Origin of the sequence: Azospirillum brasilense, assembly GCF_022023855.1 — a bacterium.
In the GTDB taxonomy this organism is placed as follows: Bacteria; Pseudomonadota; Alphaproteobacteria; order Azospirillales; family Azospirillaceae; genus Azospirillum; species Azospirillum brasilense_F.
Map to the genome: position 1 here is coordinate 366621 of NZ_CP059453.1, position 23148 is coordinate 389768.

Genomic DNA, 23148 nt, shown 5'->3' on the forward strand with positions numbered 1-23148 from the left:
TTCCCCTCCCCTCGCCTATTCCGCCAGCAGAAGATCGCGGAAGGTCCGGGCGGCGTGGCTCAACCCGCGCTCGCGGTGGCGGAGCAAGCGGAAGGGCCGTTCGGGCAGCGGGAAGGGCACGCGGTGCAGGTGCCCGGCCGCCAGCGCGCCGCGCGCCACCAGATCCGACAGGGCGGTGGCCCCCGCCCCGGCCATGACCGCCGACAGCACCGCCTCGTTCGAGGGCAGCTCCAACGCCACCGGCAAAGCCTCCGGCGCCCTCCCCTGCCCGCGCAGCGCCTCCTCGAACTCGGAGCGGGTGCCCGACCCGGCCTCGCGCAGGACCCAGGGGGAGCGGTGCAGCTCCTCCATCGGCAGGTCGCTCCGCCTGCGCCAAGGATGACCGTCCCCCACCAGCAGCAGCAAACGGTCGCCGGGCAGAAGGTCCTGGTCGAGCAACGGGTCCGCCACCTCCCCCTCCACCAACCCCAGATCGGCGGCGCCGTCCAGCACGGCCTTGGCGACCTGGGCGGTGTTGGCGGCCTTCACCGAGACGTCGACGTCCGGATAGCGCTGGTGGAAGGCCACGAGCCGTTCGGGCAGCCAATAACCGGTGATGGTCTGGCTGGCGTGGACGGCGATGCGCCCGCGCTTCAACGCCGATAGGTCGGCCAGCATGCGCTCCGCCGCTTCGGCGCGGGCGAGCACCGCGACGGCCTCCCCCAGGAACAGGCGTCCGGCCTCCGTCAGCTCGATGCGGCGGCCCACCCGGTCGAACAGGCGGACGGCGTGCCGGGCCTCCAGGCTGGAGACGGCGGCGCTGACCGCGGACTGCGTCAGATTCAGGGCGGCGGCGGCCCGCGTCACATGCTGCTGCGTGGCGACCGCCACGAAGATGCGGAGCTGTTCGAGAGTCATCCGGTCCCCTGCCCGTTCAAACGTTCGATTTTATCGAACGATTCATCTACTATAATCCGTTGGAACAAACGGTCCAGAGGAGGCAGCTTCCCGGCATCGGAATTCGAGGACGCCATGCCGAACGATCTTCTTCCATCGCCCTGCCGGACCCTTGGTGCCCTGCTGCCGGGAATTCTGCTCTGCTCCGGCGTGAGCGGCGTGGCGCTGGCCCTGCAAAGCCTGGAGGTGCGGGTTTTCGGGCAGGCTTGGCTGGAGGCGCTGGTCCTGGCGATCCTGATCGGGGTGGCCCTGCGCAGCGTCTGGGCGCCGGGGCAGCGCTGGAAGGCGGGGACGGATTTCAGCGCCAAGACGTTGCTGGAGGTCGCGGTGCTGCTGCTGGGCGCCTCCATCGATCCGGAGACGATCTTGGCGGCCGGGCCGGGGCTGGTGGCGGGGATCGCCGGGGTGGTCGCCCTGGCCCTGGCGGTCAGCTACGGCATCGGGCGCCTGCTGGGATTGCCGCCGCGCATGGCGGTGCTGGTCGCCTGCGGCAACTCGATCTGCGGCAACTCGGCCATCGCGGCGACGGCGCCGGTGATCGGGGCGCACGGCGACGACGTGGCCGCGGCCATCGCCTTCACGGCGGTGCTGGGTGTTCTGGTGGTGTTGGGTCTGCCGCTGCTGGTGCCGCTGCTCGGACTCACCCCCATGCAGTACGGCGTGTTCGCCGGGCTGACCGTTTACGCGGTGCCGCAGATCCTGGCGGCGACGGCGCCGGTCGGTGCGCTGAGCGTCCAGGTCGGGACTCTGGTGAAGCTGCTGCGCGTGCTGATGCTCGGCCCGGTGGTGGTGGCGTTGGCCTTGATGGCAAAGCCGGAGGGGAGCGCGCCGGAGCACGGCAAAACCCGCGTGCCGCTGCGCCGGCTGGTGCCTTGGTTCATCCTCGGCTTCCTGGCGCTGGCCGGGCTGCGGGCGGCGGGGCTGATCCCGGAGGCCGCCCTGACGGCCAGCCAGACCGCGGCGGGCATCCTGACGGTGCTGTCGATGGCCGCGCTGGGGCTCGGGGTGGATATGCGGATGCTGTCGCGGGCAGGTCTGCGCGTTACTGCGGCGGTGGTGCTGTCGCTGGCGGCGCTCGGCGCCATCGGGCTGGGGCTGATCCGGCTGTTGGGAATCATGTGAGCGTGGATGGGGCAGCGGCAGGGCGGCAGCGCTTGCAGGGGTGGAAGCCCGCCGCCTCCGCAGCAGCGGCGTCGGGGTGGAAGGAGACGTTTTCCCGCTTGGCCCGACGCGATGGACAGGACGGCCGGCAATAGACGCCGGTGGTGCGCACCGCGTAGACGAAGCGCCCCTCACCGTCCCGGTCCCGGCGCATCACGGCGCTCCACATCGCGTCCTCGTTCATGGTGTCCTCCCGATTCTGATGGCGGGATCGTCGCGGATGCCGCGACGGAGGGCCACCCGTTTCCTGCGCCACGCAAAAAGACGGCCGGCAGAGGTTCTGCCGGCCGCGAGGTTCGGGGAGGGAGGGACGCGAAGCGGGGGAGCCTTACTTCTGGATGCCGGTGACCTGCTGCTGGGCCTTGTTGCCGATGCCGGCGGCGAGGTTGGAGACGGTGCCAAGGTTCTGATTGAACAGGGCGCCCGGCGCGCCGAACTGCATGGCCTTGACCTGCTGCTGGGCGGTGTTGCCGATGCCGACCGCGCTGTTGCTGACGTTGCCAGCGTTGCTGTTGAAGCCGCCCAGAGCGAAGGGCGTCTTCACCCCGCCGCCCATCCCGCCCGTCTGGACGCCGAAGACCTGCTGCTTGGCCTTGTTGCCGACGCCGGCGGCGAGGTTGGAGACGTTGCCCAGGTTGGAGGCGGTGCCGAAGGGCCCGGCCAGCCCGCCACCGGCCTGCACGCCGAAGACCTGCTGCTGCGCCTTGTTCTGGATGCCCGCGGCGGTGTTGGAGATGACGCCCAGGTTGCTGGTGCTGCCCATCGGGATGCCGCCGGTCATCAGGTCGCCGGCGAAGGCCGGGGCGGAGCACAGGACGGCGACGGCGGCGGCGATCAGGGTGGTGCGGCGCATGGTGTGGTTTCCTTCCGGTGTCTGGGGGAGTTGGCTTCTGGAGGATTTGACTGCCGGTTCCGTCTGCGTCGGGGCCCGGCCTGTTCGATGACCAGACAGTACGCCCCGCCGCCCATCCCCGCTGTGGCCTGCGCCACACTGTGAGACAGCTTTTCCGAAAGGCTCTTTCTTCCGCCCAAACCGTTGAGGCACGGGTGATTTCCTGTACGATCCCCCGACGCCTTTTCCGGCACCCGCCCCTGTTCCGTGCGGGGCCACCACAACGATGCGAGACGGCGCAATGCTTCAGACACCCGACCGGCTGGACCCGGAGGTCGTGATCTTCGATTTCGACGGCGTCATCATCGACTCCGTGCCCACCAAGAACGGCGGCTTCGCCATCCTCTACGGCATCGACGATGCGGAGACGGAGGAGCGGATGCGCCAAACGATCTGGCGCAACGGCGGCCTCAGCCGGTTCAAGATGCTGGCGATCCTGGAGCGCGAGATGTTCGGGCGCGATCCCGGCCCGGCGGAGATCGACGCTCTGGCCCGCCGCTACGCTGAGATCGTCGATCCGCGCGTTCCCGACTGCGCGCTGATCGGCGGCGCGGAGACGGTGCTGGACCGGCTGGACGGCACGCCCTGCCACCTCGTCTCGGGCACGCCCCACGAGGTTCTGCTGGGCACTGTGCGCGCCAAGAGGCTGGAGCGGCATTTCCGCAGCATCACCGGCTCCCCCAACGTGAAGGCGGAGGTCTTTGCGCGCATCGTTGCGGAGGGTGGGCACGACCCGGCGCGGGCGCTCGCCATCGGCGATTCCCTGACCGAGCTGGAGGCCGCCCGCAAGGCCGGCATGGGCTTCGTGGGCGTGGTGTCGGAAGGGCTGCCGAACCCCTTCCCGCCCGACGTGACGGTGGTCGGCGACCTGCACGGGCTCGCCCAACGACTCTGAGCGGCGGATTTGCGGTAAACGGTCGCATTGGGGTATTGTTTATGGGGCCAACAATCCATAAATGATTATGGCATCCTATGACGAAAGGGAGGTCCGTATGCCCGTGCCGAAAGAGGCTGCCGAAGCCGCCCGTGACCGTTATCTGGCGATCCTCAGCGGGTACCCCGGTATGACCCGCGCCGAAGTCACGAAGCTGTCCGACGACTACGCCATCGCGGTCAATTTCGCGTCGGGCATCCCCGACGATCTTCCCAAGGATCTGGACGGCGTGCCGGTGATCGCACGCACCCAGTGACGCTTACCCGGTAACGCGCAAACGCGACGCCCGGTCCACTGTCTGGACCGGGCGTTTCGCGTGTCCGGCGCTTACGCCGGGTTGGAGGGGGTGGTGGCGTCGGCGCGTTCGGCCGGTGCCTTGTTCATCGCCATCGCCATCATCTGGCTCGCCTGCGCGGTGCAGGTCGCGGCCAGCGTACGCACTGTCTGGCCGCCTTCGACGAGAAGCCGGCTGAGCATCGGGCCGGGCGCTTCGAAGGTGCCGATGAAGACCCGCTCCTCCTCCCCCTTGCCGGCGAAGCCGCGTTTGAACAGGTGGACGCCGGGGTTGGCCTGGGCGTTGACGCCGTGCAGGTCGTAGCGCTTCCCGCCGTTCGCCTTCACCCACCGCATCGCCTTCCAATGGACGAGGAAAGCCGCGTTCAGCGGCAGTCCGGCCTCCGCGGTGGCCGAGTTCTGCATCAGCGCGGTGTCGCCGAGCAGCGACACCACCACGCCGGCCACCGGCTCGCCGTTGTGGGAGGCCATCACGGCGTGCATCTTCATGCCGTCGGGCAGGGCGCGGTGGACCTTCGTCAGGGTGCGGCTGTCGAAGGCGCGGAAGCCCTTGCGGCGCTGCGTCTGGATGAACAGGTCGTCGATGGCGTCGAGGATCTCCGGCGAAGAGCCCTCGACGACCTCCAGCCCGGCCCCCTCGGCCTTGGCGAGGCCGCGGCGCCAGTGGCGGGACAGGTCCTTGTGGATCGTCGCCTCGTCGCGGGTCAGATCCATGATGAAGGTGCGGTAGGGGGCCTTGGCGTCGCTGTGCCGCATCCCCAGCGCCTCCATGGCGGACAGCGCGCGGGCGCCCTCCCCTGCCCCGTCCTCGACGCGCGGCAGGACGCGCAGGAACAGGCCGCGGCGGCCGCTGTATTCGGCCTTCATCGCTTTCATGATCGCCAGGAAGTCGGCTGGATCGGCTTGCCGGCCCTTGGGGCACCACAGCGGTCCCCACATGACCAGCGCGATGCCGCCGATGCCCGGCACCCGGCGGACGAGAAGCTGCGCCGCGGCGACCGGCTGGCCGTCCCGGCGCAGCACGATGTGGCTGAGGTCGCGGCCGGGATGGGCGATGCGCCCGAAATCCCAGGTCTGGAAGATATTGGCGTCGTCGAAGCCGTTCATGACGGCGTACCAGCCGCCGCGGTCCATACGGTCGATTTCGACAGCCGGTGAAGCGTCCAGGCAATCGCCCCCAAATGCGTCGGTGTGAATCTGGCGTTTCCCCAGCGAAGTCACGTCGAGCCTCTCGCGTGGTTGGTCGAATGGGCGCAGTCGGGGCGGACGTGGAACCTCGCCCGTCCCGCTTCCCTGGCCGGAGGCCAGAGCCGTCGCATCGTCGAAGGTCGAAGCTCCGCGGAAGGTCTTAGACAATTCACGCGCGGCCTACGGTCTTTGCGATCGTCCACAAACAATAGGAGACGCACGGGAAAATCACACAAACCCTGATGGGTTCGCGCAAAATCCCACTGGATTATTCTCTGTGGCTAAGCGCTTTTTCTGAGGATTGTATGGGCTACGCCCGTATCGACGGTTATGTTGCGGCGCAATACGCCCAATTCGACGCCAGTCGAGCGGGAATCCGTGCTTCGACGTTTAAAACATCGTCAGTTGGATGATGCCGTCGGCGCGGGCGTGGCGTTCCGCCGCGTTGGCGGCGGCATCCTGGGCGCCGTCCTGCGATTGGGCGATCCCGACGGCAAGGCGTTCCCCGGCCACCGACACGGTCCAGGTCCAGCGTCCATCGGTCCGCCACGACACGACTAACTCGCAGCCATGCGCCTGACACACCAGTTGCCGCACCGACCAGTTCGCCGCCATTCGCGCAACCTCACAGCCCCGGCGCCGCCTCCGGCCCCGTATGCCTCAGTTATGCACCGGAGAGGCCATGTTCCGCCAGTGCCGGCTGTTCCGCACCGCGGGTAGACACCCATTGCGGGGGTTGGGACGACTTGATAGCTTCCCAGACGACTCCGGCAAATGTGGCGACGAGGGGGCAATGACCGGCGACGATTTGAAGCTGCTGCGCGAGAGGCGCGGCCTCACCCAGACGCAGATGGCCGCGTTCGTGAACGAACTGACTGGCCGGCGTTACGACAAGCAGCGGCTCAGCAAGTGGGAGACGGGGCGCGAACCCCTGCCCCGCGATGTGCTGGGCCGCCTGCTGCTGCTCTCCCTGGAGCAGCCGGCGACCGAGGCGCCGCGCGCCGGCACGACCATCGCCATCGGCCTGCAGAAGGGCGGCACGGCCAAAACGGCGACCTCGATCAACGTCGCCTTCATGCTGGCCCGGTCGGGGAATCGCGTGCTGCTGGTGGACGCCGATCCGCAGGGCAACGCCACGGTCCATGTCGGCGTGCCGCAGACCGACGTGGTGGCGCTGACCGAGCAGGGCAGGGTGCTCTACCACGCGCTGATGGGCAAGGCGAAGCTGGCCGAGGTCATCCGCCCGACCAGCGTGGAAGGGCTGGACGTCGTACCGTCGAGCATCGCCCTCGCCAGCGCCGACACGGAACTGCCCGGCAACCTGACCAACGCCCAGACCGCCATGGCGGAGATGCTGGACGCGGTGCGGGGCGATTACGATTTCATCCTGATCGACTGCGCGCCGAACCTGGGGGCGGTCACCATCAACGCGCTGACCGCGGCGGACTATGTGCTGATTCCCTGCCAGGCGGAGCCGCACGCCATTCTGGGAGTCAACGCCTTCCTGGACACCGTGACGAAGATCCAGCGGCGGCTGAACCCGAACCTGCGGATTCTGGGCGTGCTGCCGACCATGCTCAACCCCCGCCAGACGCAGGACCGTTCCTCGCTGGAGGACATCGGCCGGCTGTGGGGCGAGGATTACCGGGTCTTCCCGCCGGTGCCGCGCGCGACCATCTACGCGCAGGCCGCCGGGGCCAACGTCATCACGCTCGACGCCGACATCGGCGCGCCGGGCGTGGAAAGCTACGCCGCCATCGCCGGTGCCCTTCTGAAGGCCACCGGACGCATCCGGGAGTTGTCCGATGCCGCCTAAGAAGCTGACCCGCCAGACCGCCGCCACGGTCCTGCAAGCGAAGAGCACCGCCCCGGCCCCGGAGACCGACCGGCTGTTCGGGCTGACCGGTGCCCTGCCCCGGCTGATCGAAGCCGACGTCGCCGCCATCCGCACCGACCCCAACCAGCCGCGCACCGTCTTCGACGAGACCGCGCTCGCCTCGCTGGCCGCTTCCATCGAGCGGCACGGGCTTCAGCAGCCGGTGCTGGTGCAGGAGACGGCGGAGAAGGGCGTCTACCGCCTCGTGGCCGGCGAGCGCCGCCTGCGCGCCCACCAGATGCTCGGCCGCCCGACCATCGCCGCCATCATCACCAAGGGCAAGGCGGAGGAGATCGCGCTGATCGAGAATGTCCAGCGCGTGGACCTGGACGCCATCGATCTGGCCCGTGGCCTGACCCAGCTCATCGACAGCCACGGCTACGCCCAGGCGGAGGTCGCCGCGGTGCTCGGCTGTTCGGAGGCCGAGGTGTCAAAGCGGCTGAAGGTGCTGGACCTGCCCATCGACATCCTCCGCGAGTACCGGGAGAACCCCGACGCGGTGTCCCGTTCCGCCCTGGTCGAGTTGGCGTTCGTCGGCGACGAGGGGGAGGTGCGGCGGCTGTGGCAGTCGGCGCGCACCGGCGGGCTGACGGTTCAGTCGGTGCGCGCGGCGCGGGCGTCCAAGGCGCCGGGCTCGGTGGAGCCGATGCGCGTGCTGGGCCGCTCGATCAACCGCATCGAGAAGGAGCTGAAGGCCATCGACGCGGTCAGCGCCGCGATGCAGAAGGAGCATCGGGAGCTGTTGCGGGACCTGCGGATGCGCATCGACGATCTGCTGGGGGAGTGAAGGGTTTCGAAATCGAAAGCGTCTTTTGGTTGTGTCTCCTAAGAATTTAAACAACTTACAAGGGCTTTCGAAGTCGAAACGTGGAATGCCCCAAGGCGTCGATTTTCGGAGGCTTTGCCCCCACCCCGACCCTCCCCCGCTGCGCAGGGGAGGGGTAAAAAAAGTTCCCTCCCCTGCGTTAGCGGGGGAGGGTCGGGGTGGGGGCAAAGCCCTATAGCTTATGACAAAGAAGCACCGCGCAGGCGGCGCTGCGCCCAACCTTACACGGCCTGCTGCGGGCGCATGTCCGCGGGGTCGATGCCGGCGACCGCGACCGGCTTCTTCATGGCGTCGCGGCGGAAGGGCTCGCCCAGCTCCTGGTTCAGGATCACCTCAACGAAGGTGGTGATGCCGCGCCCCTGGTCCTCGATGGCCTGGCGCAGGGCCGCCGTCACCTCGTCCTGGGTGCGCGCGGTGACGCCCTTCAGGCCGCAACCCTCGGCCACCTTGGCGTAGCTGAGCTTGGGGTTCAGCTCGGTGCCGACGAAGTTGTTGTCGTACCACAGCGTCGTGTTGCGCTTCTCCGCCCCCCACTGGAAGTTCCGGAAGATCACCATGGTGACCGCCGGCCATCCCTCGCGCCCGATGGAGGACATCTCGTTCATCGAGATGCCGAAGGCGCCGTCTCCGGCGAAGCCGACCACCGGCGTGTTCGGGCAGCCGATCTTCGCGCCGACGATCGACGGGAAGCCGTAGCCGCAGGGGCCGAACATGCCCGGCGCCAGATACTTCCGCCCCTCCTCGAAGGTGGGGTAGGCGTTGCCGATGGCGCAGTTGTTGCCGATGTCGGTGGAGAGGATGGCGTCGGCGGGCAGGGCGGCCTGGATGGCCCGCCACGCCTGACGCGGCGACATGCGGTCGGACTCGCGCTCGCGCGCTTCGGCGTTCCAGCTCGTTCCGGGATCGTCCTCCTCATGGTCGAGCGAGGACAGGAGCTGAAGCCATGCCGACTTGGTCTGGTGGATCAGCGCGCGGCGCTCCAGCCGGCCCGCATCCCCGGCGCCGGGGGCGAGCTGCGCCAGGATTTGCTGGGCCACCTGCTTGGCGTCGCCGCAGATGCCGACCGACACCTTCTTGGTCAGGCCGATGCGGTCGGGGTTGATGTCGACCTGGATGATCTGCGCGCCCTTCGGCCAATAGTCGATGCCGTAGCCGGGCAGGGTGGAGAAGGGGTTGAGCCGCGTGCCGAGCGCCAGCACGACGTCGGCCTTGGCGATCAGCTCCATCGCCGCCTTGGAGCCGTTGTAGCCGAGCGGCCCGACCGACAGCGGGTGGCTGCCGGGGAAGGCGTCGTTGTGCTGGTAGCCGCAGCAGACCGGCGCGTCCAGCCGCTCCGCCAGCGCGATGCTGTCCGGAATGGCCCCGCCGATCACCACCCCGGCGCCGTTCAGGATGACCGGGAACTTCGCCTCCGACAGCAGACGGGCCGCCTCGGCGATGGCCTGCCGCCCGCCGGCCGAGCGCTCCAGCCGGACGATCTGCGGCAGCTCGACGTCGATGACCTGGGTCCAGAAATCGCGCGGCACGTTGATCTGCGCCGGGGCGCAGCCGCGCCACGCCTTCTCGATGACGCGGTTCAGCACCTCGGCCATGCGGCTGGGGTCGCGCACCTCCTCCTGGTAGCAGACCATCTCCCGGAACATGGCCATCTGCTCGACCTCCTGGAAACCGCCCTGGCCGATGGTCTTGTTGGCGGCCTGCGGAGTCACCAGCAGCATCGGCGTGTGGTTCCAGTAGGCGGTCTTGATCGAGGTGACGAAACCGGTCACGCCGGGTCCGTTCTGGGCGATGGCCATGGCCATTTCCCCGGTGACGCGGCTGTAGCCATCGCAGATCAAGGCGGCGTTGGTCTCGTGCGCGCAGTCCCAGAACCGGATGCCGGCCTTGGGGAAGAGGTCGGAGACCGGCATCATGGCCGATCCGATGATCCCGAAGGCGTGCCGGATGCCGTGCATCTGAAGGACCTTCACGAACGCTTCCTCGGTGGTCATTTTCATGGTGCGCATCCTCGTTGCATGGATTGGGGGAGTAGGGCGGCGGGGCGGTCAGCCGGCGATCACGCGCGGCATGGCCCGCTCGCCGGGGCCGGGAAGAATGGCGGGCCGGTGCACGGCGATCAGGGGGGCGTAGCCGTCATCCCCCTCCGGCATCGGCATGGCGAACCAGCGGTAATGGCGCCCGCTCCAGACGAGCAGCCCTCGGCTCAGGCCGTGGCCGTCCACTGCGAAACGGTTGACAAGGCGTCCGGCGAGGCCGGTGGACAGCGGCTCGTAGACGACGCCGGCGCCGGAGCGGAAGCCCACGCGGGGGCGGGAGGGCGAGCCGCAGATGTAGAGGCTCCGGGCGTCCATCGTCTTGGCGCGGGTCATGAGGAAGGCCAGGGCGGAGCCGTGATCGGTGGGGCCATGAGACGTGTCTGCGTGCGGCATCTCTGCTCCTTTCCTGCTGTGGGTGAAAGCGGCGGGCTCAGGCTTCCCCGGCGCCGTAGAAGAGGGTCACGGTGTGCTTCGCCTCGGCGAAGAAGAGCCAGCGCTCGGCGATCACCCCCAGCGCGGCGGCGGCGGCGGCCAGCAGTGCCAGGGTGCCGGACAGGGCGCCGTGGCCGGCGACCAGAGCGCCGAGGCTCAGCGCCGCCGGCAGGGCGAAGGCGGCGAGGCGGGTGATGAGGCGCAGGCGGGCGGCGTGGCGGCGCCCGACGCGGAAGCCCATTTCCTTGAGCAGGTAGTTGTCCTCGCTGTGCGGGGCGTCGAGCAGGCGGACCCGCCCGATGTGGCCGAGGCCGGTCGCCGTCTCCGCCGTGCTGACGGGGCGGGCGGTGGCGCAATGCCGCCAATGCCCTTCCTTCGCCGCCCAGGCCAGCGCCACCGACGCCAGCGCCAGCAGGGAGGACCAGTCCGCCGCCTGTCCCACCGCGCCGAGCAGCGCGTTCAGCAGCAGCGCCCCGGTCATCAGCGACAGCGCCAGATAAGTTCGCGGCACCCACGGGTTGGCCCATTGGCGGATGGGCTTCAGCGAGGCGTAGATCATCGCCGTGCAATAGACGGTGACCGCCGCCATCGCCGCGGTGATCCAGCCGGCGACTCCCGCCACGCCGCTGCCGCCGCCGTCACTGCCGGTCGCCAGGACGACCCAGGCGATGGCGAAGACGCCCGCCGGCAGGAAGGTGGCGACCGCCGCCACGCCTTCGCGCGACAGCCAGGAGCTGCGCCATTGCGACAGCGCCCGCCACGCCCGCTCCGGGCGGCCGAGATGGGCCAGCGAGGACAGCAGCCCGGCGACCACCAGCCCCAAGGCGAGGGCGAGGGCGGTAAGGCCGAACAGCGGGCTCGCCGGCAGCAGACCGAAGGGCGCCAGCAGGCCGAGCAGGGCAAGCAGGCCGTAGCCGGCGCCCGCGGCGCTGGTGAAGAAGATGATGGAGAAGGCCGGATGCATGGAATCCCTCCCTCAGCGCGCCAGGATGCGGTCGGCCCATTTCAGCAGGCCGTGGAGCGGCAAATCGTCGTTGGCGCTTTCCTTGGTGACGCGCTCGTCCAGCGCCAGGGTGGGCCGGGGCCGGGGCGGCAGGTACTTGTTGGTCGGCTCATAGCCGAGCTCCGGCATCAGGTCGTAGCCGCCGCGCTCCGCCACCAGCTTCGACACAGCGGAGGACGGGTCGGCGAGGTCGCCGAAATGCCGGGCGGAGGTCGGGCAGACCATGACGCAGGCCGGCACCCGCTCCGCCTCATCCAAGGTCTCGTTGTGGATGCGGTCGATGCACAGCGTGCATTTCTTCATCACGCCGACGTCCTGGTCGAACTCCCGCGCGCCGTAGGGGCAGGCCCAGGAGCAGAGCTTGCAGCCGATGCACAAATCCTCGTTGACCAGCACGATGCCGTCCTCGGCCCGCTTGTAGGAGGCGCCGGTCGGGCAGACGGTCACGCAGGCCGGCTGTTCGCAATGCAGGCAGGAGCGCGGGAAGTTGGTGGTGCGCGACCCGCAGCCGCTCTCCCCGGTTCCCGCCTCGAAGCTGTGGATGCGGTTGAACCACACCCCGTCCGGGCCGGCGCCGTAGGCGTCGTAATCGGTCAGCGGCGCCATGTGGCCGCCGTCGTTCCACTGCTTGCAGGCCACCGCGCAGGCGTGGCAGCCGACGCAGGTGTCGAGGTCGATGACCAGCCCCAGCCGGGGGGCGCCGGGTTCGCGGTTGGGAAGGCTCGTCATGACCGGACTCCCCGAGACGTGGGCCGGAAGGCGGCGCCGGTGCGCAGGATGGCGGGCGGCGGCTCGACGCCCGGCGGCATGGCCTGGGCGGGGAAGCGCGGCATCGTCTCGGCCCGCTCCTTCGGCGGCGCCTTCTCGACGCGGACGCGCAGGTCGTACCAAGCGGCCTGCCCGGTCACCGGGTCGGCGTTGGCGTGGCGATAGCCGTTGCGCTCCGGCAGCAGTTCCGAGATCAGGTGGTTGAGCAGGAAGCCCTTCGTCCCCTCCGGCGCGTCGGTGGACAGGTTCCAGGCGCCGGAGCGCTTGCCGATGGCGTTCCAGGTCCACACCGTCCCGGCCTCTACCCCGTCCATCAGCCGGACCGGCACCCGGATGCGCCCGGTCGGACTGGTCACCCAAGCCCAGTCGCCGTCGGCGAGGCTGAGCGCCTCCGCGGTGGAGCGCGCGATGTAGAGGCTGTTGCGCGCCAGGATCTGCCGCAGCCAGGCGTTCTGCGATCCCCAGGAATGGTACATGGGCATCGGGCGCTGGGTGACGGCGTGCAGCGGGAAGGCGCCCTCATCCAGCCCCTCCTCCTCCAGCGGCGGGTACCAGAAGGGCAGGGGGTCGAAGTAGGTTTCCACCCGCTGCCGCTTGTCGGCGGGCGGCACCACCGCGCCGTGCCCGCGCGCGGCGAGGCGGAATTTCTGGAGCGGCTCGACGTAGAGCTGGAGGATCACCGGCTCCGGCTTGTCGAGGAAGCCCATGCGGGTGGCGGTCTCCAGATAGGCCTGGTTGGCGTGCTTGAAATAGTGCTGCTCCGGCGGCAGCTCAAAATGCCAGAAGCAGCCGTTTCGGACGTAGCGGTCGAGCTGGTCCGGGTTGGGCGCTCCCTTGCCGGCGTCTTTCCCGTCGGCGCCGCGCCAGCCGGCCAGCGGGCCGATGCCGGGCTTGCGCTCGTGGTTGGTCATGTAGTCGGGATAGCCGCCGGGGTAGCGCGGGCTGCCGTCCTCCCGGACGAAGGCGGGCAGGCCGAGCCGCGCCCCCAGCTCGATCAGCACGTCCTGGAAGGGCCGCACGTCGCGGTCGGGGGTCAGCACCGGCTGGCGGATGGAATCGCCGGGGCCGTGCGCGCTGCCGATCGGGCGGTCAAGCAGGGAGATGCAGTCCCACCGCTCCAGATAGGTGGTGTCGGCCAGCACGAGGTCGGCGTAGGCCACCATCTCCGAGGCGTAGGCGTCGCAATAGACGATGAAGGGGATGCGGTACTCGCCGCTGTCCGGGTCCTTGTCGGACAGCATCCGCATCGTCTCGGACGTGTTCATCGACGAGTTCCAGGCCATGTTGGCCATGTACATGAACAGCGTGTCGACGCGGTACGGGTCGCCCTCCCAGGCGTTGGCGACCACCATGTGCATCAGCCCGTGCACCGACAGCGGCGCGTCCCAGCTGAAGGCTTTGTCGATGCGAAGCGGCTGCCCGTCCTCGCCGACCAGCAGGTCCTCCGGCCCCATGGGATAGCCGAGCGGCATCCCGGCGATGGTCTTGCCGGGGCCGGTCTCGCCGCGCTTGCCGGCGGGCTTGGGACCCGGCGGGGCGGGGCGGGGGTAGGGCGACTTGTAGCGCCAGCCGCCCGGCACGTCGATGGTGCCCAGCAGAACCTGCAGGATGTGGATGGCCCGGCAGGTGTGGAAGCCGTTGGAATGGGCGGAGATGCCGCGCATGGCGTGCATGGCGATGGGCCGCCCGATCATCCGCTCGTGGCGCCGACCCGCCCAGTCGGTCCAGGGCTGCTCGATGGTCAGCGTCTCCTGGAAGGCGAGGTGGGCCATCTCCGCGGCGATGCGGCGGATGGTGTCGGCGGGGACGCCGCAGCGCTCGGCCACCGCCTCCGGTGAGTGCTGCGGGTCGAGGTAGCGTTCGGCCAGCAGATGGAAGGAGGGCACGGCCCGCCGCCCGTCCGGCAGGGTGACGGCGCCGACCAGCGCCGGGCGGATATCGGCGGCGGTGGCTGGAACGGCGCGCTGCTCCACCGCGTCCCAGGCCAGCGGGGCGCCGTCGGCGTCGCGGGCGAACAGGCCGTCGTCGGGGGCGCCGGGGTCCTGGATGACCAGCCAGGGGGCGTTGGTGTAGCGGACCAGATACTCGGCGTCGATGCGGTCGGCGCGCAGAAGCTCGTGGATCAGGGCGAAGACGAACAGACCGTCGCTGCCCGGACGGATGCCGACCCATTCGTCGGCGATCGCGGAATAGCCGGTCTTGATCGGGTTGACGGAGACGATCTTGGCGCCGCGCGCCTTCATCTTTGACAGGCCGATCTTGATCGGGTTGCTGTCATGGTCCTCAGCCACGCCGAACAGCAGCAGGTAGCGGGTGTGGTCCCAGTCCGGCTCCCCGAATTCCCAGAAGCTGCCGCCCAGCGTGTACATGCCCGCCGCCGCCATGTTGACGGAGCAGAAGCCGCCGTGCGCCGCGAAGTTGGGCGTGCCGAACTGCGCCGCCCAGAAGCCGGTCAGCGACTGGCTCTGGTCGCGTCCGGTGAAGAAGGCGAGCTTGCTGGGGTCGCTATCGCGGATCTTGGACAGGCGCTCCGTCAGGATGGTCAGCGCCTCGTCCCATTCGATCTCGCGGAATTCGCCGGTGCCGCGCTCCCCGGTGCGCAGCAGGGGCTTGCGCAGTTTGGCCGGGGAGTTCTGGGTCATGATGCCGGCGGACCCCTTGGCGCAGATCACGCCGTGGTTCACCGGATGGTCCTTGTTCCCCTCGATGAAGCGGAGCTGGCCGTCCTTGATGTGCACTTTGATGCCGCAGCGGCAGGCGCACATGTAGCAGGTGGTGTATTTGACCGTGTCGGAGACGGTCGGCGAGGGGTCGAGATCCTCGCGCGGCGACTGGTAGCGGTCGAGCCAGCCGCGCGCGTCCTCGGGCGCCGCCGGCCCGGTGCTTCGCTGGAACCCCCGGCCCTGGGTGAAGGCGAACCCGCGTGCGCGCTGGCCGCCGACGTCGTCGATCTTCGCCATCCTGTTCCGTTCCCTTCCGGAATGCCTCCCCCGTTCTCTCCCGGCGGAAGGCCGGGAGAGGGGGCGGTGCTGCCGTACCGTTCTTCAAAAAGGCGGCTGCGCGGTCAGTCCGCGAGCCGCTGCGCGCCCGACCGTTTCGCGGCCTCGGCCATCAGCGCGTCGAGGGCCGCCGGCAGGTCGCCGGGCACATCGACGACGACGGCCCCGGCGCGTTCCAGCGCGCCTCGCTTGGAGGCGTAGCTGCCGCGGTCACCGGTCACGATGGCGCCGGCATGGCCCATCTTCTTGCCCGGCGGGGAGGCGCGGCCGGCGATGAAGGAGACGACGGGCTTGTCCGTCTTCGCCACCAACTCCGCCGCTTCCTCCTCCATGCTGCCGCCGATCTCGCCGACGAGCGCGATGGCGTCGGTGCCCGGGTCGTCGATCAGGGCGGCCAGCGCGTCCTTGGTCGTCGTGCCGATCATCGGGTCGCCGCCGATGCCGAGAAAGGCCGACTGGCCATGGCCGCCGCGCACGAGGTTCAGGCAGACCAGCGTGCCCAGGCTGCCGCTGCGCGAAATGACGCCGACCCGGCCCGGCTGGAAGACGCGCGGATTGAAGGCCGGCATGATGCCGACGAAGCCCTCGCCCGGCGTCACGATGCCGGCGGTGTTCGGCCCGATGATGCGGGTGCCGTGCTCCGCCGCCGCGGCGTGCATCTCCATCACGTCGTGGGCGGGGATGTGCTCGGTCAGGCAGACGACGGTCTTCGCACCCGCCTCGATGGCGTCGATGGCGGCGGCCTTGGCGGCGGCGGGCGGGATGAACATCACCGACACGTCGAAGCCGCCGTTCGCCATGGCCTCCTTCGCGGTGGCGAAGATGGGCACGCCGCAATGGCTCTGCCCGGCCTTCTTCGGGTTCACGCCGCCGACCACGGTGGTGCCGTAGGCCTGCATCTGCTCGGTCCAGAAGGTGCCCTGCTTGCCGGTGATGCCCTGCACCAGGACCCGGTCGCTCTTGCGTACGATCATCGCGCGGCCTCCACGGCTGCCGAGATGGCGTCTTCCATCCGGTCGTAGGGTTCGATCCCCAGCTCCTCCCGCACCATGCGCACGGCCTCGTCCTCGCCGGTGCCGTGGATGGAGAAGAAGACGGGGACGGTGGGGTTCAGCGTCTTCCAGGCCTGGATCACGCCGCCGGCCATCACGTCGGTGCGGGCGAAGGCGCCGCAGAAATTGACGACGAGGCTTTTGACGCCGGGGTTGGACAGCACGAGGTCCAGCGCCTCGGTCCCCTTGGTGTAGGCTTCGCCGCCGATCTCCAGGAAGTTGGACGGGCGTCCGCCGGCGTGGCTGACCACGTCCATCGTCGTCATGGTCAGCCCGGCGCCGTTCGCCAGGACGCCGACGTTGCCCTCAAGCTCGATGTATTTGAGGTCGAGCGCCCGCCCGCGCTCCTCCAGCGCCGACAACGGTTCCTTGGCACCCAGCCCGGCGATGTCCGTCTGCCGGTAGAGGGCGGAATCGTCCACCGTCAGCTTGCAGTCCAGCGGCACGACGCGGCCGTCGGCGAGCAGGGCCAGCGGGTTGATCTCCAGCAGTTCGGCGTCGTGCTGGCGGTAGACGCGGTAGAGATCGACCAGCATCGCCGCCACCGGCACGGCGGCCTCGCCGAGGTCCAGCCCCAGCAGCAGGCGGCGCGCGTCCGCCGGGCCGAAGCCCTTGCGGATGTCCACCGCCATGCGGCGCAGGGATTCGGGGCGGGTCGCTGCGACCTCCTCGATGTCCATGCCGCCCTCGGTGGAGAACAGCACCAGCGGGCTGCGGCTGGCCGGGTCGTTCAGCACAGCGGCGTAGAATTCGCGGGCGATGGCCGCCTGCTCCTCGACCAGGACGCGGGCGACCGGGAATCCGCCGATCTCCATGCCCAGGATGGCCTGCGCGGATGCGGCGGCCTCCTCCGGGGTGGCGGCCAGCTTCACGCCGCCCGACTTGCCGCGCTTGCCGGTCGGCACCTGCGCCTTGACCACCACCGGCCCGATGGCGCGGGCGGCGGCTTCGGCCTCCTGCGCGCTGGCGCAGAGACGGCCCTGCGGAACGCTCAGCCCGGCGCGGGCGAGCACGGATTTTCCGGCATGTTCCTCGAAGTTCATCGTCGTCTCCGTCAGCGTCCGTGGCGGGACCAGAAGGGGCCGAACAGGGCCTCTTCGCTCGGCTTGTCCTCCGGGATCGGGCGGACGAGGTGGGTGATGTTGACGAAGTGCTTCCAGTTCAGGTTTTCGGAGATGGAGTTCTTCTGCCAGCTGCCGCAGCCCATCGAGAGGGTGAAGTTCAGCCCGCTGTCGAAGCCGCCGCCGTTGCCGAAGGTGTGGGCGAAGTTGACCAGCACGCGCACCACGTCCAGCTCGTCTGCCAGCCGTTTGGCGTGCGCCTCGTCCCGCGTGTGGATGCCGCAGGAATGGCCGCGCCCCTGGTGGTCGAGGATCTTGCGCACCTGATCGACCGCCGCGTCGAAGTCCGGCACCCGGTAGACCGCCAGCACCAGCGACAGCTTCTCGCCGGAGAAGGGGTGCGCCTTGCCGACGCCGGTCTCCTCCACCAGGAAGAAGCGGGCCTCGCGCGCCTTGGGCGACAGCTCGAACGCCTCGGCGAGGATGGTGGCGTCCTTGGCGATCAGCTTGCGGTTCAGCTTGCCGTTCTCCCACAGGCGGGACTGCACGCGCTCCCGCTCCTCCGCGGTGCAGAGGTAGGCGCCGGCCTCCTCCAGCGCCGCGATGGTCGCGTCGTAGACGGAGTCGAGAACGACGAGCGCGTTCTCCGACGAGCAGGAGGTGGAGTTGTCGAAGGTCTTGGAGGCGCAGATCTTGCGCGCCGCCTCGGCCAGATCGGCGCTCTCGTCCACGATGACCGGGACGTTGCCGGCCCCGACGCCGATGGCCGGGGTGCCGCTGGAATAGGCGCGGCGCACGTTGTCCTGCGAGCCGGTGACGACGACGAGGTCGACCGCCTCCATCAGCGCCTGGGTCAGTCCCTTGGTGATGGGGGTGGGGATCATCTGCACCAGATCCTCCGGCGCGCCGATCCGCGCCAGCTCGGCCCGCATCAGCTCGACCGTGCGGCCGGTGGCGGCGGAGCCCATGGGGGAGGGGGCGATGATGATGGCGTTGCGGCCCTTGACGGCCATCATCGCCTTGTTGACCGGGGTGGCCGCCGGGTTGGTGGAGGGGGTGACGGCGCCGACGACGCCCAGCGGCTTGGCGATCTTGACGATGCCCTTGGCGGTGTCCTCCTCGATCACGCCGACGGTGCGCACCCGCATCAGGTCGCGCAGCGTGCCGAAGGTCTTGCGCTGGTTCTTGGTGATCTTGTCCGCGACATTGCCGAGGCCGGTGTCGGCCACCGCCAGCTCCGCCAGGGCGCGGGCGCGGCCCGGCTCGTAGATCGCCCAGGCGAGAGCGGCGACGGCGTCATCCACCCGCTCCTGCGTGGCGTCGGCGAAGGCGTGCTGGGCGGCGCGGGCGCGGGCGACGAGGGCGGCGACGGCCTCCTGGTCGGCGCTGGCCGGCGTTCGGTCGAGCATGATGTTGTCCATGGTTGCTTGTCTCTCTCCCTGAAGGTTCGTTTGTTGGTTCGGACGGTCAGGCTTTGAGCACCCGCTGCGGCGGTTCCTTGCGGGGCGGGTTGCCGTGGGCCGGATCGCCGTGGGCCGGGTCCTTGGGCGGGCGGCGAAGCAGCGGCTTGCCCGACGGCCACATCGACCAGACGAGGAAGGCGGCGGCCAGGGCCAGGATCGTGCCGCTGATCGGGCGGCTGAAGAAGACCGCCATGTTGCCGTCGTAGTTGGCGAGCGAGGTGAGGAAGTAGCGCTCGCACAGCGGCCCCAGGATCACGCCGACCACCAGCGGAGCCGGCGGGAAGCCGGTGCGCTTCATGATGTAGCCGGCGATGCCGAAGGCGAGGCAGACATAGACGTCGAAGAGGTTGTTGCGCACGCCGTAGGCGCCGACGACGCTCAGCACGATGATGAAGGCGCCGAGGATGGCCGGTGGTACGCGCATCAGCGTGGAGAAGACCCGCGCCACGCCCATCGCCGCGACGATCATCAGCAGGTTGGCGATCAGCATGCTGGCGAAGATCGTGTAGACCAGCGAGGCGTTCGAGGTGAAGAGGAGCGGGCCGGGATTCAGCCCGTGGATCAGCATGGCGGCCAGCATGATGGCCGTGGCGGCGCTGCCGGGGATGCCCAGCGTGAGCAGCGGGATCATCGCGGTACCGGTGGTGGCGTTCTTGGCCGCCTCCGGGGCCGCCAGCCCTTCCTCCACGCCGGTGCCGAAGCGGTCGCCCTTGCCCGACGCCTGCTTCTCCACGCTGTAGGCGATGACCGATCCCACCGTAGCCCCGGCGCCGGGGATGACGCCGATGGTGCAGCCGAGGCCGGTGCCGCGCAGGATGGAGGACTTGATCCGCCACAGATCCGCCAAGCCGATCTGCTTGCCGGGCTTCGTGGCGATGGAGTGGGCGCCGCCGGCCCGCTTGCAGATCAGGTCCACGACCTCGCCGATGGCGAAGAGGCCGATCATCACAACGGTGAAGTTGATGCCGCTCTCCAGGTCGGGAACACCCAGCGTCAGGCGGGGCATGCCGTACATCGGATCGACGCCGACCGTCCCGATCAGCAAGCCGAGGAACATCGAGACGGCGCTCATCAGCGGGGCGTCCTTGGCGATGGCGATGACGCTGACGAGGCCGAGGATGGTGGCGGCGAAGAACTCCGGCTGGTCGAACTTCAGCGCGAAGCTGGCGAAGGGCGGGGCGCCGAAGGTCAGCAGCAACGCGCTGGCCAGCCCGCCGAAGGCGGAGGCGGTGATGGCGATGCTCAGCGCCCGCGAGGACAGGCCCTTGCGCGTCATCGGGTAACCGTCCCAGCAGCTCGGCAGCGAGGCCGGCGTGCCGGGGATGTTGATGAGGATCGAGGAGATCGAGCCGCCGAACACGCCACCCACATAGATGCCGCCGAGAAAGGACATCGCTGTGACCGGCGGCAGCAGGTAGGTGAAGGGCAGGGCGATGGCCATGGCGTTGACGAAGGAGATGCCCGGCAGCGCGCCGGCCACCACCCCGATCATCAGGCCCGCCACGAGGAGGACGAAATTGTACGGGTCGAGGGCGCCGGCGAAGCCACCGGCCAGATTGGCGAGGATATCCATGGGACGATCCTTCCGGTGGCCGGCTCAGTAGATGCCGAGCAGGCGGTAGAGCGCGACGGTGAAGTCGTCGAAGACGCCGTGGCCGCGGTTCAGCGGCATCTGGGCGAGCAGGACGAAGACATAGAGCAGCACGACGCAACCGATGCCGGTGACCAGCGCCAGCGTGAGCGGTCGCCGGATGCCGCCGATGACGCACCACAGGGCGACGAAGGCCAGCGTGGCGATGGGAAAGCCGAGCTGCGGCAGGGCGATGCCGTACAGGACGACCAAGCCCAGCCCGATCATGGCCCGGCCATAGGCGTAGCCTTCGTATTCCTCGTCGACCGGCTTGTGCCGTTGGGCCGCGCGCCGCAGCGCCAGGAGTTCCTTGGCGATCCAGATCAGGGCGCACAGCCCGACCGCGCCCAGCATCAGCCGGGGCCATCCCGCCGGTCCCACCGGGTCCGGCAGGCTGGCGATCATGGTGCTGTCGCGCACGATGTGTTGCGAGAGAAGAAGCGACCCGGCGAGCAGGGCCGCGGGTGTCGCCAGCCGGCGAAGACCGTGGGACAGGAGAGTCACGGTTCCCTCCCTGAGGAGCGATGAAACGGGCGGGGCGGCGTCGGAACCGGACTTAGCCCGGTGTCTGGCCGACGGTCTTGGTCGCGAAGCGGTCCAGATAGCCCCTCACCGTCTCATAGAAGGCCTTGACCTCCTCCTTGGCCTGGTCCGGCGTCACCAGCGTGTCGACGCAGGTGAAGGTGTCCGCGCAGAAGGTCTTCCATTCCGGGCTCGCCAGCACCTTGGCGGCGGCTTCGTGCAGCTTCTGCACGCGCTCGGGCGGCGTGCTGGCGGGTACGGCCAGCGTGCGGAAGTTCGGCAGGTCGCCGATGTCCAGACCCAGCTCCGCCGAAGCGGGCACGTCGGGGAAGGAGGGGTGGCGCTGCTTGTCGAACACGACGATCGGGCGCAGGTCGCCGGACTTCAGGAACTGGGCGACGTCGCCCGGCTCCTCGTAGATCGCGTCGGTGTGGCCGCCGATCGGCGAGGCGTAGCGCTCCGACGGGCGGGCGAAGGGGACGTTGGTCACCGGCACGCCCTGGGTCCCGAGATACTTCAGCGTGATGTCGTCCTGCGTGCCGTAGCCGGAGGTGGCGACGCGCAGCTTGCCGGGGTTGGCCTTGGCGTGGGCGGCAAACTCCTCGTAGGTCTTGAAGGGGCTGTTCTTCGAGACGTAGAGCATCGACGGCGAGTTCTGCATCATCGCCACATAGACGAAATTGTCCGGCTTCGCCGTGCCCAGGCCCGACGCCCAGGAGGAGACGGACAGCGCGATCAGCGTGCCGACCGTGTAGCCGTCAGCCGGGTTGGTCAGGACCCGCGTCAGGCCGGCGTTGCCCGACGCCCCGGACACGTTGACGACGGGCATGGCGACGCGGAGATGCGGTTCGGCGAGGCGCGCGAACTGGCGCGCCATCAGGTCGGCGCCGCCGCCGGCCCCGAAGGTCGCGATGACCTCGATGGGGCGCGACGGGTAGTCGTCGGCGCGCGCGGGGTTGGATGAAAGGACGGGTGTCAGCAGCGCGGCCACCGCCGCGGTGAGCGTCAAGGCGTTGCGGAGCATTTGCATTCCCTCCCAGGGTTTATTTTTTGGCGGGGTTTGTTTTTTTGACTGTCAGGCGTGCAGGCCGGGTGCGGCGCCTCCCTTGGCTGCGGTGGTGGAGTAGGGGGCGCCCGGCGTGACGGAGCGGCGGCGCCCGGCGACGATCTGGGCGATGGCGGCGGCGGCGATTCGGGCCGCCGGCGGGTCGGCGCGCGAGGTGAGGACGATCGGCACCGCAGCACCCAGCACGATGCCCGCGGCGACCGCGTCCAGGAAGTGCACCAGCGCCTTGAACAGGGCGTTGCCGGTTTCGATGTTCGGCACCACCAGGATGTCGGCGGCCCCGGCGCAGGGGTGGGACAGGTTCTTGATCCGCGCCGCCTCGGCGGACACCGCGAGGTCGAGCGCCAGCGGCCCGAACACCGTCGCCCCCGGCACCTCCTGCCGGCACAGGCGGGTCAGCCGGTCGGCGTCCATGCTGGAGGGCACGCGCTCCGTCACCTCCTCGGTGCAGGAGAGCAGCGCCACGCGCGGATCGGCGCCGCCGACCAGCCGCCACAGCTCCACGGCGTTGCGGATGATGTCCAGCTGGGTCGTCAGGGACGGCGCCACGTTGATCGCCGCATCGGTGATGACCAGCTCGCGGCCCGACCCCGGCAGCGTCATATGGAAGGCGTGGGTGAAACGGCGCCCGGTGCGCAGCCCGTTTTTCGGGTCGAGGGCCGCCAGCATCAGCGTGTCGGTGTGGATGTGCCCTTTCATCAGCGCGCCCACGTCGCCGGAGCGGGCGAGCGCCACCGCGATCCGCGCCGCCGCCGCGTCGTCCCTGGCCGGAACCACGCAGGCGCCGTGGAGCGTCCAGCCGATGCGGCGGGCGCCGTCGGCGATGGCCGCCGGATCGCCGACCAGCACCGGCTCGATGAGGCCGAGGGCGGTGGCGCGCCGCGCGCTTTCCAGCGCGACCAGCGATCCCGCGGCGACCACCGCCGTGGGAACCGGCTCCAGGGTGGCGCTGCGCGCCATCAGCCGGGCCGGGCATCCGGCGGCGGTCGTCTCAAGCGTCCTTGCCATG

The 23148-nt window shown here is 69.6% G+C and carries 22 protein-coding genes; 5 read left to right on the forward strand and 17 right to left on the reverse strand.

Annotated features, from left to right (window positions below; all coding sequences use genetic code 11):
- Positions 1 to 15 precede the first annotated feature (15 nt).
- Entirely contained in the window at positions 16 to 897 is an 882-nt protein-coding gene (locus tag H1Q64_RS31410) for a LysR family transcriptional regulator (RefSeq protein ID WP_237907761.1), read from the reverse strand.
- 114 nt (positions 898 to 1011) lie between these two features.
- Between H1Q64_RS31410 and H1Q64_RS31415 the strand changes: the two genes are divergently transcribed.
- Positions 1012 to 2058 (forward strand): YeiH family protein, encoded by a 1047-nt coding sequence (locus H1Q64_RS31415; protein WP_237907762.1) that lies wholly within the window; start codon positions 1012 to 1014, stop codon positions 2056 to 2058.
- Here H1Q64_RS31415 and H1Q64_RS31420 read toward each other — a convergent pair.
- Both H1Q64_RS31420 and H1Q64_RS31425 read right to left on the reverse strand, forming a co-directional pair.
- Positions 2051 to 2281: an Ada metal-binding domain-containing protein gene (locus H1Q64_RS31420; RefSeq protein WP_419468879.1), complete on the reverse strand. Its 231-nt coding sequence runs from the start codon at positions 2279 to 2281 to the stop codon at positions 2051 to 2053. The two genes, H1Q64_RS31415 and H1Q64_RS31420, sit on opposite strands and share 8 nt — an antisense overlap.
- A gap of 144 nt (positions 2282 to 2425) precedes the next feature.
- Positions 2426 to 2950, reverse strand: coding sequence for a hypothetical protein (locus H1Q64_RS31425; protein ID WP_237907763.1), 525 nt, complete (start codon positions 2948 to 2950; stop codon positions 2426 to 2428).
- Between the two features lie 280 nt (positions 2951 to 3230).
- On the opposite strand from H1Q64_RS31425, the gene H1Q64_RS31430 reads away from it, so the two are divergent.
- Both H1Q64_RS31430 and H1Q64_RS31435 read left to right on the forward strand, forming a co-directional pair.
- Positions 3231 to 3884, forward strand: a complete 654-nt coding sequence (locus H1Q64_RS31430) for an HAD family hydrolase (RefSeq protein ID WP_237907764.1) — start codon at positions 3231 to 3233, stop codon at positions 3882 to 3884.
- Between the two features lie 97 nt (positions 3885 to 3981).
- A complete protein-coding gene (locus tag H1Q64_RS31435; protein ID WP_035683083.1) occupies positions 3982 to 4179 on the forward strand; it encodes a hypothetical protein in 198 nt (65 codons plus the stop codon).
- A gap of 71 nt (positions 4180 to 4250) precedes the next feature.
- Here H1Q64_RS31435 and H1Q64_RS31440 read toward each other — a convergent pair whose 3' ends face one another.
- A complete protein-coding gene (locus tag H1Q64_RS31440) occupies positions 4251 to 5351 on the reverse strand; it encodes a lipid II:glycine glycyltransferase FemX (protein WP_237907765.1) in 1101 nt (366 codons plus the stop codon).
- Positions 5352 to 5795: 444 nt separating this feature from the next.
- Positions 5796 to 5960 (reverse strand): hypothetical protein, encoded by a 165-nt coding sequence (locus H1Q64_RS31445; RefSeq protein ID WP_237907766.1) that lies wholly within the window; start codon positions 5958 to 5960, stop codon positions 5796 to 5798.
- Between the two features lie 238 nt (positions 5961 to 6198).
- Here H1Q64_RS31445 and H1Q64_RS31450 point away from each other — a divergent pair, with 238 nt between their 5' ends.
- Both H1Q64_RS31450 and H1Q64_RS31455 read left to right on the forward strand, forming a co-directional pair.
- A complete protein-coding gene (locus tag H1Q64_RS31450; protein ID WP_237907767.1) occupies positions 6199 to 7221 on the forward strand; it encodes an AAA family ATPase in 1023 nt (340 codons plus the stop codon).
- A complete protein-coding gene (locus H1Q64_RS31455; protein ID WP_237907768.1) occupies positions 7211 to 8068 on the forward strand; it encodes a ParB/RepB/Spo0J family partition protein in 858 nt (285 codons plus the stop codon). The genes H1Q64_RS31450 and H1Q64_RS31455 overlap by 11 nt, the downstream gene beginning before the upstream one ends.
- A 260-nt stretch (positions 8069 to 8328) precedes the next feature.
- On the opposite strand, the gene xsc is transcribed toward H1Q64_RS31455, so the two are convergent.
- The 12 genes from xsc to H1Q64_RS31515 all read right to left on the reverse strand — a co-directional run bounded on the left by xsc (position 8329) and on the right by H1Q64_RS31515 (position 23147).
- A complete protein-coding gene (gene xsc, locus H1Q64_RS31460; protein WP_237907769.1) occupies positions 8329 to 10104 on the reverse strand; it encodes a sulfoacetaldehyde acetyltransferase in 1776 nt (591 codons plus the stop codon).
- A gap of 48 nt (positions 10105 to 10152) precedes the next feature.
- Positions 10153 to 10536: a hypothetical protein gene (locus H1Q64_RS31465; RefSeq protein WP_237907770.1), complete on the reverse strand. Its 384-nt coding sequence runs from the start codon at positions 10534 to 10536 to the stop codon at positions 10153 to 10155.
- 37 nt (positions 10537 to 10573) lie between these two features.
- Positions 10574 to 11539, reverse strand: coding sequence for a dimethyl sulfoxide reductase anchor subunit family protein (locus H1Q64_RS31470; RefSeq protein ID WP_237907771.1), 966 nt, complete (start codon positions 11537 to 11539; stop codon positions 10574 to 10576).
- A gap of 12 nt (positions 11540 to 11551) precedes the next feature.
- Positions 11552 to 12307, reverse strand: coding sequence for a 4Fe-4S dicluster domain-containing protein (locus H1Q64_RS31475; protein ID WP_237907772.1), 756 nt, complete (start codon positions 12305 to 12307; stop codon positions 11552 to 11554).
- Positions 12304 to 15306 (reverse strand): molybdopterin oxidoreductase family protein, encoded by a 3003-nt coding sequence (locus tag H1Q64_RS31480; protein WP_237907773.1) that lies wholly within the window; start codon positions 15304 to 15306, stop codon positions 12304 to 12306. Before H1Q64_RS31480 ends, H1Q64_RS31475 begins: the two co-directional genes overlap by 4 nt.
- A gap of 104 nt (positions 15307 to 15410) precedes the next feature.
- Positions 15411 to 16319, reverse strand: a complete 909-nt coding sequence (locus tag H1Q64_RS31485) for a succinate--CoA ligase subunit alpha (protein WP_237907774.1) — start codon at positions 16317 to 16319, stop codon at positions 15411 to 15413.
- On the reverse strand, positions 16316 to 17440 hold the full coding sequence (sucC, locus tag H1Q64_RS31490; RefSeq protein ID WP_237907775.1) for an ADP-forming succinate--CoA ligase subunit beta: 1125 nt from the start codon (positions 17438 to 17440) through the stop codon (positions 16316 to 16318). The genes H1Q64_RS31485 and sucC overlap by 4 nt, the downstream gene beginning before the upstream one ends.
- 11 nt (positions 17441 to 17451) lie before the next feature.
- Positions 17452 to 18879, reverse strand: a complete 1428-nt coding sequence (gene sauS / locus H1Q64_RS31495) for an acylating sulfoacetaldehyde dehydrogenase (protein ID WP_237907776.1) — start codon at positions 18877 to 18879, stop codon at positions 17452 to 17454.
- 46 nt (positions 18880 to 18925) lie between these two features.
- The gene (locus tag H1Q64_RS31500; protein ID WP_237907777.1) at positions 18926 to 20494 is read right to left on the reverse strand and encodes a tripartite tricarboxylate transporter permease; all 1569 of its coding nucleotides are present in this window, start codon (positions 20492 to 20494) and stop codon (positions 18926 to 18928) included.
- Positions 20495 to 20518: 24 nt separating this feature from the next.
- Positions 20519 to 21055 carry a tripartite tricarboxylate transporter TctB family protein gene (locus tag H1Q64_RS31505; protein ID WP_237907778.1) on the reverse strand — a complete coding sequence of 179 codons (537 nt, stop codon included), beginning with the start codon at positions 21053 to 21055 and terminating at the stop codon, positions 20519 to 20521.
- A 52-nt stretch (positions 21056 to 21107) separates the two neighbouring features.
- Positions 21108 to 22097, reverse strand: coding sequence for a Bug family tripartite tricarboxylate transporter substrate binding protein (locus H1Q64_RS31510; protein ID WP_237907779.1), 990 nt, complete (start codon positions 22095 to 22097; stop codon positions 21108 to 21110).
- Positions 22098 to 22148: 51 nt separating this feature from the next.
- Positions 22149 to 23147 carry a bifunctional enoyl-CoA hydratase/phosphate acetyltransferase gene (locus tag H1Q64_RS31515; RefSeq protein WP_237907780.1) on the reverse strand — a complete coding sequence of 333 codons (999 nt, stop codon included), beginning with the start codon at positions 23145 to 23147 and terminating at the stop codon, positions 22149 to 22151.
- Position 23148 lies beyond the last annotated feature (1 nt).

Coding starts and splice junctions, on each gene's coding strand:
- H1Q64_RS31410 (WP_237907761.1), bottom strand. CDS start 897: ATGACTCTCGAACAGCTCCGCATCTTCGTGGCGGTCGCCACGCAGCAG.
- H1Q64_RS31415 (WP_237907762.1), top strand. CDS start 1,012: ATGCCGAACGATCTTCTTCCATCGCCCTGCCGGACCCTTGGTGCCCTG.
- H1Q64_RS31420 (WP_419468879.1), bottom strand. CDS start 2,281: ATGAACGAGGACGCGATGTGGAGCGCCGTGATGCGCCGGGACCGGGAC.
- H1Q64_RS31425 (WP_237907763.1), bottom strand. CDS start 2,950: ATGCGCCGCACCACCCTGATCGCCGCCGCCGTCGCCGTCCTGTGCTCC.
- H1Q64_RS31430 (WP_237907764.1), top strand. CDS start 3,231: ATGCTTCAGACACCCGACCGGCTGGACCCGGAGGTCGTGATCTTCGAT.
- H1Q64_RS31435 (WP_035683083.1), top strand. CDS start 3,982: ATGCCCGTGCCGAAAGAGGCTGCCGAAGCCGCCCGTGACCGTTATCTG.
- H1Q64_RS31440 (WP_237907765.1), bottom strand. CDS start 5,351: ATGGACCGCGGCGGCTGGTACGCCGTCATGAACGGCTTCGACGACGCC.
- H1Q64_RS31450 (WP_237907767.1), top strand. CDS start 6,199: ATGACCGGCGACGATTTGAAGCTGCTGCGCGAGAGGCGCGGCCTCACC.
- H1Q64_RS31455 (WP_237907768.1), top strand. CDS start 7,211: ATGCCGCCTAAGAAGCTGACCCGCCAGACCGCCGCCACGGTCCTGCAA.
- xsc (WP_237907769.1), bottom strand. CDS start 10,104: ATGAAAATGACCACCGAGGAAGCGTTCGTGAAGGTCCTTCAGATGCAC.
- H1Q64_RS31465 (WP_237907770.1), bottom strand. CDS start 10,536: ATGCCGCACGCAGACACGTCTCATGGCCCCACCGATCACGGCTCCGCC.
- H1Q64_RS31470 (WP_237907771.1), bottom strand. CDS start 11,539: ATGCATCCGGCCTTCTCCATCATCTTCTTCACCAGCGCCGCGGGCGCC.
- H1Q64_RS31475 (WP_237907772.1), bottom strand. CDS start 12,307: ATGACGAGCCTTCCCAACCGCGAACCCGGCGCCCCCCGGCTGGGGCTG.
- H1Q64_RS31480 (WP_237907773.1), bottom strand. CDS start 15,306: ATGGCGAAGATCGACGACGTCGGCGGCCAGCGCGCACGCGGGTTCGCC.
- H1Q64_RS31485 (WP_237907774.1), bottom strand. CDS start 16,319: ATGATCGTACGCAAGAGCGACCGGGTCCTGGTGCAGGGCATCACCGGC.
- sucC (WP_237907775.1), bottom strand. CDS start 17,440: ATGAACTTCGAGGAACATGCCGGAAAATCCGTGCTCGCCCGCGCCGGG.
- sauS (WP_237907776.1), bottom strand. CDS start 18,879: ATGGACAACATCATGCTCGACCGAACGCCGGCCAGCGCCGACCAGGAG.
- H1Q64_RS31500 (WP_237907777.1), bottom strand. CDS start 20,494: ATGGATATCCTCGCCAATCTGGCCGGTGGCTTCGCCGGCGCCCTCGAC.
- H1Q64_RS31510 (WP_237907779.1), bottom strand. CDS start 22,097: ATGCTCCGCAACGCCTTGACGCTCACCGCGGCGGTGGCCGCGCTGCTG.
- H1Q64_RS31515 (WP_237907780.1), bottom strand. CDS start 23,147: ATGGCAAGGACGCTTGAGACGACCGCCGCCGGATGCCCGGCCCGGCTG.